This window comes from Pseudovibrio sp. Ad37, assembly GCF_001623075.1.
Classification (GTDB): Bacteria; Pseudomonadota; Alphaproteobacteria; order Rhizobiales; family Stappiaceae; genus Pseudovibrio.
Window position 1 is genome coordinate 1 of sequence record NZ_LMCF01000215.1, and the last position, 14,506, is coordinate 14,506.

The following is a 14,506-nucleotide window of genomic DNA, read 5'->3' on the forward strand; positions in this document are numbered from 1 at the left end:
CAACCCGTTCACGTAATTCTATCGGATATGGCTTGCCCATGTGCCCTCCAAAAACAAGGATGGCAACATTGAATCACAAAAAGTTAAAATGAGAAACCTGAATCAGATCTGGCGCAGCACGCTCTAGTGTGCGATATTGGACAATGAAGGTTTTATGCCCGGTTGGCGCCACCTGCAGCCCAAATCCTGAGAGCTTACCGTCCCAGACGAAGTACTTCTTCGCTGTTGGCTTGGCTGCATCGACCGTCCGTTTCGTGACATTGGGCATCAGACAAAACTCTCCCGCTGACGGCCCATGACAAGAGCCGCCCCACATGCGAAAATAGAAGTTAAAAGTATTCCCCGAATGCTGCTGTTTCTGACGGCCTGACAGCTTGTGACGACCTTTTGGGCTTCTCTAATGGCCCTGTGCAAAACACGGCCTCATCCCCTTACAGATCGCTTGCGCTATGCCTACCGTTTCTTGTCAGCATATTGTAAGCAAATGTACGAGTTTCGCAGCGAAATGCAAGGTAGGCAGGAGCAAATAATTTTCTACAACTCATTGAATCATAGTACTGAATCGTAGTAGAGTGTAAGTGGACGTGAGTTGAAAATTGCAACTTGCGATCAGGGGGGCGCCGGTTCGATCCCTGCTGCCGGCACCACTCTTCTTCTTGATTTATCAAGAGAATTTCAGAGCCTCACTCGAGAGGCTTTTTGCTTTTCTGAAATGAGCTCACCCCTCCTCATCCAGATCAATCGGATCGCTGTCAAACGATAGCCCAGGGACGAGCACGACAGAACCACCCTCTTCATTCCTTGCTGCCAGTGACAGATACAAGGTTCCCATGGATCCCACATCCATGATGGCGAAGAGGTAGGGGGTGTCGGGAGTTCCCATTCCGGTTGGGTGGTCCAGGCGACCTGTTGCGAGGCCAACCAGTGCGGCTCCCCATGCTTTTAGAGTTTCGCGATCGCCGGCAACTTTTTGGACCCAGTTCTCAATGGTCTCAGGCACATCACCGCCATTCGCGATCAGCGAGAGCCAGTCGATTGCAGGCACTTCACCCAGATCTCCAACATGGCCACCAAAACCGATAGCTGGAAAAAGAAGCGGATTCCATTTACTGAATTCCTCAGCAGCATTTTCAGCCTTATCACTGCTGCCTTTCTTCATGGCCTGCAATGCATCTTTTAGGCAACCGTTGAGATCTTTGCTGACGGTTTGTAGCTGCTTACGCAATTGAGCGATTGGGTCTTTCAACCAGTCTTTGTTGAGTTTGTATTCTACAGGGTCTTTCCCCTCGGGAAGAAGCAGCCCCACCAGAAGTCCAAACTCCAGAGTTGCAGCATCCAGCTCATCGGCTCCTATTATTTTTTTCATACCAAACTCCTCACGGTATTTGCGTTAAAACACTTGTGAGGAATGACGAGAGCCTGGCGACTGCGTGAATATCTGGACTTGTAGAACTCAGTAGATGGTTAAGGAATGAGAAACCCATCAGCAAGTTGGCCCCTGATGAAGCCGTTAAAATTCTCATAGAACTTTCGGGCAGGGTTTAGGCATCGACTTACCTCAACTCCAACGGACAACGCTCAATACCTCATTTTATGGCTATATGCTAATTACATATCGCCATAGGCACGACCGCATGCTCCCCCAGAACGAGGAGACCTGTAATGAGCTTAGAGAACCCAAACACTAGTGAAGATGTAAATGCGCTTGAAGGGATTATGAGCACCTATCATTCAGAAATCGCAGACAACACGATTTTGCTGGCAGAGCTGGCCAAACTGAAAGGTTTTCTGGAACACAGTGGCCAACATTCTCTCAAAGAGCGCGTACAGGTCTTTGACCATATTCTGGAAGAACTTCAGGAAAACTCCGGCGATCACCTTCGTATGACGGAAGAGAGCCCTCAACTGGATCACCACGAAGTAGAAGCCAACCGGCATCTGGATGAACAGGAAACCTTAAGAGACGCACTGAACAGGTTCGGCTCCCGCTACCTAAACTGACTTCCAACGCAAAGCACTCAAAAGCATCGCCAATTAAGGAGTGCTGCGTACGCCCCAGCACGTAGCACGGCAGTCTTGACGGCAAAGTCGGCAGCCTCTGTGCTTATGGCGATGTAAATATTCTCACTCCAGACCTTGGCACATCCAAGCTGGCACAGGGCAACTGCGGTCACACAGTCATCGCAGACTTTGAGAAGTTCGAAGGCGAATTGCCAGAAGTCAAAGTCTTCACCGCTCCAAAGAACGGATAAATCAGGAACCAAATCAACATCGAAAAGGGTTGCCACGCGCAGCCCTTTTTTTTGCACAATCCCAGCATTTTAGTCGATATTTAGGGCCGTCTATCAACTTTCAATAACTGCCATCACATAGCATTCAGGCTAGAAAACAAGAGTATGCTAGAACCATCTATGAAATAGTCTTGCGGGGAAATGATGACAGAAAAACAGCAGAATACATCGGCCCATACCAAGGAAAAAATGGCGCGGCGCTATGACGACGATCATGAGCACAAGCATGATAAAGATCGACAAGAGTATGAGCGCGGCCAGAAAAGCCATCCGGAAACCCAACATGGTGGAGATCCGGAGGGCCACAAACACCCACACAAGCATCGCCCTGGGAAAAGTCATTCGGACGACGGCCACCACCATGCAAAAATGCATGACCATAAAGAGCACACCAGAGAGCATCATAAGAAAGACGAGCATTGATCTCTGGCTATAGATTCTCACAAAAACACCCCGACCATTTCTGATCGGGGTGTTTTTTATTCTCAGATTGTCAGCTGTATCAGCTACCCAGCAGACCGTTCAGTATCTCCCAGGCACCGGCCAACGGAGCCATAAACCGCGTGGCCAAGGTCAAAAAATTCAACCAAACTAATACAACAAAGTAGTTCAGCCATCCACCAAGCATCACCCAGACAACCGCCAGCGGAGCGACGATCCGCATGATCCATGTGAAGGCGCCCATCCACTTGAAGGTCAAAGATCCGTCGTTGCTCAACTCTTTGCCCATCTTCTCAAGCACAACCCAACCAGCAAACAGCGAGGTCAGAATACCACCGATTGGCAGGGTGTAGTTGTCAACCGCATAGACCATCAGGTCGAAGAAGTTCATGTCGAACAGCTTGTACTCGCCCCAGACACCCAGAGCCAGTGAACATGGCACGCCGATCAGGAAGATCACAATGCCCACCACAATAGCAGACCACTTGCGCTCAATGCCGTATTCCTCTGCAAAGTAAGCCACCGGAATAGCCAACAAAGAGATGGAAGAGGTCAGGGCTGCAATCAGCAACATAGCGAAGAAGATGATCTGAAACAGATAACCACCAATCATCTCGCCAAACACAGCTGGCAGAGTGATGAAGGTGAGGCCCGGACCTGCACCTGGATCCATGCCGAAGGCAAATACAGCTGGCAGAACCAGCAGGCCACCCAGCACACCAACCAGCGCTGCTAGGAACACGACCCAGCAAGACGCATTCGGAATGTCTGCATCCTTATCCAGATAGGAACCGTAGGTGATCATCGCGCCCATACCCAGCGACAGACTGAAGAACGCCTGACCAAGAGCTGCACGTAGCATCTCGCCATTCACCTGAGACCAGTCAGGCACGAGGAAGAACTCAATACCTTCCCAGGCACCCGGCAGGGTCACACTGCGCACCACCAGAACCATCAGGAGGATGAACAGCAATGGCATCAGGACTTTAACGGAACGCTCAATACCCTGGGCCACACCTGCGATCACAATCCCCATGGTCAACACCATGAATGCACCATGATAGAAGATTGGCTCCCATACAGCAGAGACCAGACCACCAAACTGGGCTTCCAAAAGCTCAGGCTGTGCAGATTCAATGGTGCCAGCGATACTCTTCACCAGATACGCGATCGTCCAGCCGCCAACAACGGAGTAGAAGGATAGGATCAGGAACCCCGTGATCACCCCAATTACACCCGTAACTGACCACAAGCGGCCACCCAGCGCGCGGAACGCACCAACAGGGTTCATCTTCGCTGAACGACCAATGGCAATCTCTGCCATGATCAGCGCTGCGCCGATGGTTGCCATGATGACAAGATAGACCACCAGAAAGGCGCCACCGCCCTGTGTGCCTGCCAGGTATGGGAATTTCCAGATGTTACCAAGACCGACCGCAGACCCTGCGGCAGCCATAATGAAGCCGAAGCGGCTTCCCCATTGCTCACGTTTCATTTTTTGTTATTGCCAATCAACATGTGATGGTTTGTTTCAATCAAGCGCAAAAGCTTGAAATGAATTCGTTGTTCCAGCTCTTTTGATGAAATCTTTAGCCTTGTTGACCTGACAGATTGTCGCAGGTAATTTCCCTTACCTCAAAAAATATGCGTTTTTGACAGCTGCACTTAATGGGCGAATTCAAAATATAGTCACATACACCCATAATTCACCATCAAACAATGAAACTAACTATAAAATACATATATATTGGCTGATCCTACCACTTATTACGTTAACCACGCGACAGCAACGCAACTTCCTGCCACCACATCCAGCCCACAAGTTTTTTCGTCGCAGGCTCTGCTCACGCACCGCACCAACACAGTTCAGACACAAAAAAGCACCGCTCAAACGGTGCTTCTTTCTCTCGTTGGGACGGTGACAAGGCCTTATTCCTGAGGCCAACGTCCCCTTACACTGCGATACCTGGCCTGCTTTTCCTCGTCCAGACATACCATCTCACGCGGCAATCTGGCATTCATGGAATGCACCCAATAGCGCTTCAGCTGCCTCAACATAACCCTGTTCCTTATCAAGACCATCTCGGGTGAAGGGACTATGCCCAACAGGTACATTCTCCTCCCTCTTCCGGCCCAGATTAAGTCAAACTACGGATGACCATAAAACAGCATTAAAAAAGGCCACCAAAACTGGCGGCCTTTTCATTGTTTTTGAGTGAAGCTTTATGCTCCGAAGATGGAATGGACCATCACCCAGATGATCGCAAGCGGTGCAACCACACGGCACATCCACTTCCATGCTGTCAGATAGGCAAACGGACGTTCACCGTTATTGGTCACTTCCGCAGCAAACTTGTCATAGCTCACCCAACCAGCAACCAGACAGGTCGCAATCGCGCCAAGTGGCAGGAAGTAGTTGTCAGTGAGGTAGCCAAGGAATTCGAAGAAATTCAGCTCGAAGAATGTGATATCACCCCACACGCCCAGCGCCAGAGAACTTGGAACACCAAACAGGAAGATCACAATGCCAACCCAGATGGTGGCCGCCTTACGACCAACATTGAACTCTTCGCAAATGAACGCAACCACGACCTGCAGCAAGGAGATTGCTGAGGTGATCGCAGCCACAAACAGCAGCACGAAGAAACAAAGCTGAATAAACATGCCAAATGGCAGTTCAGCAAAGATCGCTGGCAGTGTGATGAAGGTCAATCCCGGGCCTGCAGCCGGATCCATGTTGAACGCGAACACAGCTGGCAAAATAAGGAAACCAGCCAGAACCGCGACCAGAAGATCAAGACCAACGACCCATAGCGATGCGTTTGGAATGCTCTCTTTGTTACCCAGATAAGAACCATAGGTGATCAAAGCACCCATACCCAGAGACAGCGTGAAGAACGCCTGCCCCAGAGCTGCGGCAACCATGTCCGCATTCAGATGAGACCAGTCAGGAACGAGGAAGTACTCAACACCTGCCATTGCCCCATCAAGGGTCAGAGACCGGATAACCAGCAAAGCCAGCAGAACAAACAAAAGAGGCATCATGATCTTCGATGCCTTTTCAATGCCGCCGGTAATACCGTTGATCACGATCAGCACGCCAATCGCCATAAAGGCTGCGTGATAAATGATCGGCTCAACCGCGTTTGACACAAGAGCATCAAAGTGTCCCTTAAACTCCGCATCGGAGTAACCGGAAAATGCACCAGTGATTGTCTTAACCACGTAGGCAATGGTCCAGCCACCAACAACGGAATAAAACGAGAGAATAAGAAACGCGGTCAAAACCGCCATGAGACCAAAAATTGACCAGCCTGCACCGCCAACACGTCTGAACGCGCTGAACGGATTGGCCTGAGCATGACGTCCCAGCGCAATCTCCGCGATCATCACGCACACGCCGATCGCGATCAAAAACGCAACATAGACAACGAGGAATGCCCCGCCGCCTTCCGCGCCAACCAAATATGGAAATTTCCAGATATTACCTAACCCAACCGCTGAACCTGCAGCAGCCAGAATGAAGCCGATACGACTTCCCCAATGCTCTCGTTGCATGTGACCTAAGCCATTCTTGTTGATTTTGCTTAAGTGTATTTTTGAAATCAACTTTCACAAGTTGCCCGATTCTAGCAATATAACGCTAGAGATACACCCCTTTTATGCAACAGAGTTTCTCATATATGACCATCAGGTGTCACGATACCTATAAAAGTGTAATACTGATTACTACGCGGCATTTGGTGAGATTAACTCAACAATATAAGTAGTATTGATTACTTTAGACATGCAGCAATCAATACTACCAGTGATATATCTTATACTCAATTACACTTAGCACAAGAGTTCGGCCAAAGTGTCGTATTGCAAAGAGACTGGATGTTGCTGACAATTGCATCCGCACCAACAGCTTTTGCACTCTGACAAGCACCGTTTGCATTGCCCACGGACAACTTGCCATTGGAGACAACGGACAGCGGAAAGCTCATGTTGGTGCGTTGATAAACCAGCGAGTTCTGACCGCACTTGATCATCGGCATTGGGCCGTCTGCATTGCTTCCATCCGCATACAGCACATCACCGCGATTACAGTACTGTGTCATGGGCGGAGTAACCTGGTTGGAACTCCCCTGAGCATAGCCTTCAGAGGCAACCATGAAAGGAACGGCCAATAGAAGGCCGAGACACAAAAAGTTACGCATTTTTCTTCCTTCTTGTTTGGTCCCACCCTTACAAAATCATGGCAGGACACTGATAAGGACGAAACATCCGCACAGATGTGAAAGAAAAGGCTGCTGAGCCAAACCCAGCAGCCTTGTAATATGTATCAATATCGAACTGGCTTGTGAGCTAACACGCAAACCAAACGCAAGACCTGCTTACTCAGCAGGCTCCAGTGCAGAAGCTTGCGCCGTCACCGCTTTGCAAGCCGCATCATACTCTGACGACAACCGTGCAACCAGATCGCCAGTGCTGCCAATGGTTTTCACTGCGCCAATGCCCTGACCGCAGCCCCAAATCTCTTTCCAGCTCTTCGGCTTACCCTTGTCAGCACTGTGAAAGTCCATGGTCTTCAGATCGCCTTCTGGCAGATTACTAGGATCCATACCTGCTTGCTCGATGGATGGCTTCAGATAGTTGCCATGCACACCGGTAAACAGGTTGGAATACACGATATCCTCTGCACCGCTATCAACGATCATCTGCTTATAGGCCTGCTGAGCATTTGCTTCCTCAGTCGCAATAAACGCAGACCCGATGTAAGCCAGATCAGCACCCATCACCTGCGATGCAAGAATAGACTTGCCAGTACTGATACTGCCTGAAAGCAGAAGCGGGCCATCATACCACTCACGGATTTCCTGAATAAGCGCAAACGGCGATGTTGTGCCTGCATGGCCACCAGCACCAGCAGCAACAGCAATCAGACCATCAGCACCCTTCTCAACCGCCTTATGCGCATGGGTGTTGGTAATGATGTCATGCAGCACGATGCCGCCGTAAGAATGAACCGCATCAAACACCTCTGGGCGCGCACCAAGAGAGGTAATCACGATTGGCACCTTGTACTTCACGCAAAGCTCAACATCATGCTGCAGACGATCATTGGAGCGATGCACAATCTGGTTTACAGCAAACGGAGCTGACGGTTTGTCAGGATTAGCCGCATCATAAGCTGCCAGCTCTTCTGTAATCTGGATCAGCCACTCTTCCAGCTTTTCCTGCGGGCGAGCATTAAGCGCTGGGAAGGAACCAACAATCCCTGCCTTACACTGTGCAATCACAAGGTCTGGATTGCTGATGATAAACAAAGGACTGCCAACAACTGGCAGGCGCAACTTATTCTTCAAAATATCCGGCAAAGCCATTTCAAACACACTCCCTTACAATTCAATCTGCTGCCTGTTTGATCACAACATCAGGCAGCATCACCTCTCCGGCGCTTCAATCTCTCCTGAATGTCCTGCATCATCTCGCCACTTTGGTCATCAACCAGCGCCAGAACATCCCGGGCACTCAATTCTCTGTAGTCTTGCGAAAGCACACGCACATCACGCACGGGCTCTCCGCTTTGTTTGTCCAGCAATTCCAGCCTCGGCCCACCTTCGCGGGCTTCCCAGCGCTCACTCCATTGGTGCAGCGCAATCATCACCGGGTAAAAGTCCATGCCCTTCTCGGTGAGAAGATAGACCGTTCCGCGCTTGTCCTGCTGGTCTTGCTCCTTACGCAGCAAACCCGCTTGCACCAGACGCCGCAAACGATCTGTCAGTACACTGGTGGAGATCTGCAAATGCCCCTGAAAGTCATCAAAGCGCTTGATGCCCTGAAACTGGCACCTCAGAATAAGCAGGATCCAGGGATCCCCCATCTGCTCGATCGCTTGAGCAACCGCGCAGTCAACACCTGCAAAGCTTCGTCGCGCTCCACTCATTCCCGGCTCCGGCACTTTCAATTTAACTTCGTTTAAAGAAGCTATTTCCAGTTTACCTAATGGGCAACCTAGCTCTTTGGCCTAGTCTTCAACCGAACCACTGAGTCTTTTTCAAAACCTCTGCACAGCACCAAAATCGCTCTGGGTTGCCGCATTCAGTAGGGTCTCAGCAAACAGCCAATCTGTGTGCGAGCATTTCGCCCCGCCACTTACTAACTTCGCTTAAGAGCTGGTTCATACAGACGGCACACTGGCGGAACTTCTCACAGAGGAAAACAACAATGCATTCACTCATTTCTTTGGTATTCGTGGCAAAGAAATGCAGGTGAATAACGCAAAGATCCTGGAAACAGCCTGAAGCATCAGGCAATTCCAAAACAAAAGGCTTGGGTGCTCACACATCCAAGCCTAACTTTTTAAGCCACCAAAACCCGCTTAGAAACGATAGGTGATACCAGCACCAACCAGCCAGGGATTCAGCTCAGCTGTGCCCTTCAGCTTGTTACTGCCAACTTTCACGTCAAAGTCTGGCTCAAGGAACAGCTTCTTGACGTCAAGGTTTACACCCCAGTTGTCATCAATCATGTAATCGAAACCAACCTGAAGCGCTGCACCAAATGTGTTTTCAATATCAAGATCATCAACATCGTTGGCATCTTGATTATAGAAAATCGTGTAGTTCACGCCCGCACCGATATAAGGCTTGAAAGCGCCAAAGTTGGTGAAATGATACTGCAAAGTCAAAGTTGGCGGCAGGATCCATGTGTCTCCGACATCGGTACCAGCAAGAGCACCATCACCATCTACGTTTGCCCACGTCGTTCCCAAAATAAGCTCAGCAGCAATATTTTCAGTGAAGTAATAGGTGATATCCAGTTCGGGCACCACTGTGTTGGAATAGGACAGATCAGACCCTGAGACACCGTTGACATGACCTTCATCCATAGGGATCACACCCAGAGCGCGCACACGGATCTGCCAAGGGCTCTTCTCAGATGCAGCCGCAGCAACGATATCTTCCTGTGGCACAGGCATATCTGCCGCCAGAACTTGACCAGCAGGCACCACCATCGCAGCAGTGACCATAAGGCCCATCACCCTTTTCAAACTCATCTCCACCTCCAGTTGCATAAGCGAGCTTTACACTTATCCAATTATTGAGAGTGGAGCACATGAGCATTGAGGTGCATCAAACCAGCATTGATAATATAAGTACTATTTATAATAGTAATTTTGCCGGATAAGAAATGTGAAATGTTGATTTCAAATAGACATTTCCTGCAAGAAAACTAGCACAATCGCCCGAACACAACAAGGCTAAGGAAACTCTCACCACTTCATTTCATTATAATAATTGATATGTAACCCGTACAACAATGCCTCCTATCATTACAATCACCAGCTGAAAACACACAGGCTTCCCTCACTCCAACGTTTGTCACTGCGCCCAGAACCCGCTATGAAGTGGAGACTTCGTGTAGGCAGATCCGTAAGGCACACACCTTCCTTGCAACATCTGGCTCTGACCGAAGTCTCTTCAGTTTTAAGTCTACCGGGTTTTGTGAGTGGGGGAATAAATGGCTGCGCAGTGGTGCATCGGTCTGATGACCGGAACGGTAATGGACGGCAACGTCGACATCGCCATGCTGAAAACCGATGGACAAACCATCGAAGAGTTCGGCCCTTACACACTGGCAAGTTATCCCCCTGAAACCAATCAGCTGATCGCCGAAGCCATGGCCGCCGCTCAGGACTGGAATTTCGCATCCGAGGAACCTGAAATTTTCTCACGAGCGGAGAAAGCACTCAGCGAGGGACAAGCCCACGCAATTTCACATTTCCTTTCAAAAAACTCCATTTCAACGCAAAATATTGCGTTAATCGGTTTTCACGGCCAAACCGTCCTGCACCGAGCCCCCAAAGGCGGCCAAAAAGGCGCAACCCGCCAACTCGGTGACGGCCAGTTCATCGCCGATATGCTCGATATTCCAGTGATTTACGACTTCAGAACGCAAGATATCGAAGCAGGTGGACAAGGCGCACCCCTCGCAGCCATCTACCATCAGGCCCTCTTAAGAAGTGCAGGTCTATCCGACAATCCAACGGACACAGCAATTCTGAACCTCGGCGGCGTCGCCAACATCTCGTGGTGGAACGGGCATAACACCCTGATTGCCTTCGACACAGGCCCGGCCAATGCGCCTATAAACGACTGGATCAGCTCCCATAATCGTGGCGACATGGACCGCGAAGGCCTTATCGCAGCCAGCGGACAAGTGGACGAAGACCGCCTCAAAACGCTGCTGGACCACCCTTACCTCACAGCCCCGTTCCCAAAATCTCTCGACCGCAACAGCTTCACAAAAGACATGGCAACCGGCCTTTCTCTGCAAGACGGCGCAGCAACACTCACTGCATTTTCAGCCAGCGCAGTCGGCAAAGGGTTGGACATGCTACCAAAACGCCCGGCCTGCCTGGTAGCATGCGGTGGAGGACGCAAAAACCCGCAGCTTCTGAAAGAGATCGAAGCACGGGCAAACGTAAAAATCATTCAGGCAGAGGAACTTGGCTGGCGCGGTGATGCAGTGGAGGCCGAATGCTTCGCCTTCCTCGCCGCCAGATGCGATCTCAATTTGCCGATCAGCTTTCCGGGAACCACAGGCGTTCCAACAGCTATGTCAGGTGGCACCAAGGCGCTTCCACACCAACACACCAGCTAAACAGCCGTACCAGAAGTAAAAAGGTGGGAGCCCTTGCCGCCGCGCAAGAGCTCCCACCGACCTCTTGTTTAAAGCTCAAAAGGTCTCAACTTCAAATATCTATAAGAAAAGGTAGGCAGTATATTCTGGTCGCAACATTGTAGATAATTGATATCTTGAAAGAATTTCAACTATCTGCAACACAATCAACATACTCGAAAGTTATTTTAACAAAAACCCCTCCAAACAACCAAAACAACAACTGTTGCAATTCAGTACCTTGATGTTTATTCGAACACAAACAAGTAGTATTGCACAAATACACAACACAATACTTATAGGGTCTATGTATTTTTTACAGTAAAAACGGGCAAGGCATGTGCTAATCCATTGGCAATCCCACGAGAAGCGACATAAAGGCAGTTTGAATTTTCCCAAAGTCATGCTACCTCCTTTTTGAGGGAGGAGCCGTCTTTGAAGAGAAGAACTATCAACCGCATTGCCTTTGCTTCCAGCGATACGCCAGAAGCACTTGCTGCACGCCAAGCTCTTGAAAAGATGTACGGATCTGCCTCGCAAGACGATGCGGACGTCATCGTCGCGCTCGGCGGCGACGGAGTTATGCTCTCTTATCTACATAAGTTTATGAACAAAGGCATGCCGATCTACGGCATGAATCGCGGTTCAGTCGGCTTTCTCATGAACGAGTACAAAACCGACGGTTTGATCGAACGCCTTGAAAAAGCAGAGATAACGCCTCTCCATCCACTCAACATTGAAGCTGTCGACAAAGACGGAAACGAGTTCACCGCCCGCGCAATCAATGAAGTGTCTTTCCTGCGCAAATCCCATCAGGCTGCGAAACTTCGCATCTCCGTTGATGGACGCGTCCGCATGGAAGAGCTGGCATGCGATGGTATCATTATCTCTACTCCCCAGGGCAGCACAGCTTATAACCTGTCAGCTCATGGCCCAATCCTGCCGATTGACGCTCCCCTGATGGCACTTACACCCATCAGTGCCTTCCGCCCAAGACGCTGGCGCGGTGCCCTGCTCTCCACGCAGAATACCGTTAAAATTGAAGTGCTTGAGGCAGATAAGCGCCCGGTCAACGCAGCAGCTGATCACCGTGAGTTCCGAAATGTTATCAGCACGACAATCTATCAGGATGCAACAGCTCAAAGCTGCATCATGTTTGATAATGAACACAGCTGGGACGAACGTATCCTCTCTGAGATGTTTAAGTACTAAGACACAACCTGTTGATGCTGTGGCCACAGCTAAATATGCTACAAGAAGCAACTTCGGATTGGAATTGCTCGTAAAATAGTTAGATATTATTTCGAATTCGAAATATAATCGTGCCTACAGCAATGCAGGCTCAGGAATTACGCAGGACAATGGCTTCTTTAACTGGTTCAGATAAATCTTCTCAGGAACGCATCCGCGTTCCAAACGACCTTTCCAAAAAAGTCCGGAAGATGTCGACCATTGAAGCTGCCAAATTCGATCCAGTCAAAGCAGCTGAAGAAGCCATCGAGAAACTTTCTGACAAGTTCGAAAGTTGGATGGGGTCGGAAGTTGATTGCCTGAAAGAAACCCATCAGGCAGCACAAAGCGCTGATTTTACAGAGGAAACCTACGACGCATTATTCCGCTGCGCCCACGACATCAAAGGCCAGGCGGAAACTCTGGGCTTCCCACTGATTGGCCGTGTTGCAAACAACCTGACACTGCTGCTCGTCGCAGCCAGAACACAAGAGAGTTTCCCGAAAGAGCTCATCTCTCAGCACGTAAGCGCAATCAATGCAATGATTTCTGAAGATGCTCGCGATGATACCAATCGGCTTGGTGTCGCGCTTGTGACAAGGCTGGAAGAAGCAAGCGCACCGCTCACGGAACTCGTCGACAGCTAATCAGGCAATAAGCTGAATACCTTAAGCAACGTCGCCCAGCATTTCAGCAACACGAGTACGTGCACTTGCGCGCGCCGCCTCATTGGAGAGGCGATGCAACAAGTCTTGCAGATCTCCCAGGTCCTCAATACCCAGCTCATCTTCCAGTGCAATCAGATCACCCGCAACAATACGTGACTTAGACCAATGGTCGATCTGCATGTTTTCGACCCGCTGCCAGCTGGCAATGCACTCCTGGAAAAGCGCATGCGTGCGATCAGGCAAGCCAGCAGCTGACAAGACACGGCGCAGCGAAGCACCAAATGGCGTCGCCAATGCGTCAAACACCTGATCCTCATCATAATCAGATAAGCGAGCCAACGAGCTTGTAAGCAGGTTAAAGCAACCGGTTACTGCTGAACGAAGCAAAAGAACGCTTGTCATCTGAGCGGAAACAACCAGATGTTCAACAAGCCCGTGCAGCTCTTTGTCAGAGGCACTCCAGGCCAGTGAAATCGTGGAACGATCCTGCGCATCAGCGACCAGTTGCTCGGGAGCACGCATATTCCTTGCACCAAGCACCTGCGGATGATCACCAAGACCTTCAGTGTAACGCCGCAGCATCATATGTCGGATTTGCAAGGGAACATCATCACGAGACATCAGAGCATCTTTCACGTCCCGGCTTTCACCAAACCGCGCAACAACACGCTCCATGCTATTGGGTGTGATCTCTGCTTTCTCATTTGCAAGCAAAGCAACACAGGCCTCTTCGCAAGCAACTTCACAGATAGCAGCAGACAAACCCACGGTAATTTCAGGCCGGCTGGCGACTGCAACACAACGCTGAGTGGAGCCTGTCGCAACAAGATCCACCAGCTCACCTTCTGGAATAGTCGTCACACCAGAAAGCAAAGGCAGCGCAACTTCATCTTCGTCCACGAGCAAAGCAGAAATGATGTGAGAAGGAACAATCTTTGCAGCGCCAAAGGCTTCTGCAAGGGCGATCCGAACCGTAACATCACGATCATCAAGCAGGAAGGTCAATGCCGCCTCTGCTTCGCTGTACTCAGAGCTTTCAAGTTCAGAGTACAAGAAAGCACGCACCAAAGCACCAGCCGCCTGTGCGCGACTTCCACTTGGCGCATACTGCACCCAATTCAGAAAACTCTTGATAATCATGGCACTCAGAAACCTGTATCCACCAACTATGGGTAGAAATAATTAATCATAATTCTTAAGGCTTCG

At 49.9% G+C, this 14,506-nt stretch carries 15 protein-coding genes; 5 read left to right on the forward strand and 10 right to left on the reverse strand.

What is annotated here, in order from left to right; translation table 11 throughout:
* Positions 1-73 precede the first annotated feature (73 nt).
* Positions 74-268, reverse strand: a complete 195-nt coding sequence (locus PsAD37_RS22215; RefSeq protein ID WP_063297960.1) for an Arm DNA-binding domain-containing protein — start codon at positions 266-268, stop codon at positions 74-76.
* A 450-nt stretch (positions 269-718) separates the two neighbouring features.
* On the reverse strand, positions 719-1,366 hold the full coding sequence (locus PsAD37_RS22220) for a hypothetical protein (protein WP_063297961.1): 648 nt from the start codon (positions 1,364-1,366) through the stop codon (positions 719-721).
* Between the two features lie 296 nt (positions 1,367-1,662).
* Here PsAD37_RS22220 and PsAD37_RS22225 point away from each other — a divergent pair, with 296 nt between their 5' ends.
* Positions 1,663-2,001 (forward strand): hypothetical protein, encoded by a 339-nt coding sequence (locus tag PsAD37_RS22225; protein WP_063297962.1) that lies wholly within the window; start codon positions 1,663-1,665, stop codon positions 1,999-2,001.
* Between the two features lie 17 nt (positions 2,002-2,018).
* On the opposite strand, the gene PsAD37_RS22230 is transcribed toward PsAD37_RS22225, so the two are convergent.
* Complete coding sequence (locus PsAD37_RS22230) at positions 2,019-2,288, reverse strand: hypothetical protein (RefSeq protein ID WP_153039847.1); 270 nt, start codon at positions 2,286-2,288, stop codon at positions 2,019-2,021.
* 147 nt (positions 2,289-2,435) lie between these two features.
* Here PsAD37_RS22230 and PsAD37_RS27915 point away from each other — a divergent pair, with 147 nt between their 5' ends.
* Positions 2,436-2,714, forward strand: a complete 279-nt coding sequence (locus PsAD37_RS27915) for a hypothetical protein (RefSeq protein ID WP_082827057.1) — start codon at positions 2,436-2,438, stop codon at positions 2,712-2,714.
* A gap of 79 nt (positions 2,715-2,793) precedes the next feature.
* Here the strand turns inward: PsAD37_RS27915 and PsAD37_RS22240 are convergent, their stop codons facing one another.
* From PsAD37_RS22240 to PsAD37_RS22270, 6 genes are all read right to left on the reverse strand, one after another.
* A complete protein-coding gene (locus PsAD37_RS22240; protein WP_208992020.1) occupies positions 2,794-4,227 on the reverse strand; it encodes a sodium-dependent transporter in 1,434 nt (477 codons plus the stop codon).
* A 728-nt stretch (positions 4,228-4,955) separates the two neighbouring features.
* Positions 4,956-6,290, reverse strand: coding sequence for a sodium-dependent transporter (locus PsAD37_RS22250; protein ID WP_063297965.1), 1,335 nt, complete (start codon positions 6,288-6,290; stop codon positions 4,956-4,958).
* A 266-nt stretch (positions 6,291-6,556) separates the two neighbouring features.
* Positions 6,557-6,934 (reverse strand): hypothetical protein, encoded by a 378-nt coding sequence (locus tag PsAD37_RS22255; RefSeq protein WP_057462495.1) that lies wholly within the window; start codon positions 6,932-6,934, stop codon positions 6,557-6,559.
* A 177-nt stretch (positions 6,935-7,111) separates the two neighbouring features.
* Positions 7,112-8,101, reverse strand: coding sequence for a nitronate monooxygenase family protein (locus PsAD37_RS22260; protein ID WP_063297966.1), 990 nt, complete (start codon positions 8,099-8,101; stop codon positions 7,112-7,114).
* A gap of 50 nt (positions 8,102-8,151) precedes the next feature.
* Entirely contained in the window at positions 8,152-8,664 is a 513-nt protein-coding gene (locus tag PsAD37_RS22265) for a helix-turn-helix domain-containing protein (RefSeq protein WP_057462497.1), read from the reverse strand.
* A gap of 435 nt (positions 8,665-9,099) precedes the next feature.
* Positions 9,100-9,777 carry an OmpW family protein gene (locus tag PsAD37_RS22270; protein WP_063298048.1) on the reverse strand — a complete coding sequence of 226 codons (678 nt, stop codon included), beginning with the start codon at positions 9,775-9,777 and terminating at the stop codon, positions 9,100-9,102.
* 464 nt (positions 9,778-10,241) lie between these two features.
* Here PsAD37_RS22270 and PsAD37_RS22275 point away from each other — a divergent pair, with 464 nt between their 5' ends.
* The 3 genes from PsAD37_RS22275 (at position 10,242) to PsAD37_RS22285 (ending at position 13,279) form a co-directional block, all read left to right on the forward strand.
* Positions 10,242-11,384 carry an anhydro-N-acetylmuramic acid kinase gene (locus tag PsAD37_RS22275; RefSeq protein ID WP_063297967.1) on the forward strand — a complete coding sequence of 381 codons (1,143 nt, stop codon included), beginning with the start codon at positions 10,242-10,244 and terminating at the stop codon, positions 11,382-11,384.
* Between the two features lie 453 nt (positions 11,385-11,837).
* Positions 11,838-12,614, forward strand: a complete 777-nt coding sequence (locus PsAD37_RS22280; RefSeq protein WP_063297968.1) for an NAD kinase — start codon at positions 11,838-11,840, stop codon at positions 12,612-12,614.
* A 149-nt stretch (positions 12,615-12,763) separates the two neighbouring features.
* Complete coding sequence (locus tag PsAD37_RS22285) at positions 12,764-13,279, forward strand: Hpt domain-containing protein (protein ID WP_208992021.1); 516 nt, start codon at positions 12,764-12,766, stop codon at positions 13,277-13,279.
* A gap of 21 nt (positions 13,280-13,300) precedes the next feature.
* Here PsAD37_RS22285 and PsAD37_RS22290 read toward each other — a convergent pair whose 3' ends face one another.
* The gene (locus tag PsAD37_RS22290; RefSeq protein ID WP_063297970.1) at positions 13,301-14,440 is read right to left on the reverse strand and encodes a DUF2336 domain-containing protein; all 1,140 of its coding nucleotides are present in this window, start codon (positions 14,438-14,440) and stop codon (positions 13,301-13,303) included.
* Between the last annotated feature and the right edge of the window lie 66 nt (positions 14,441-14,506).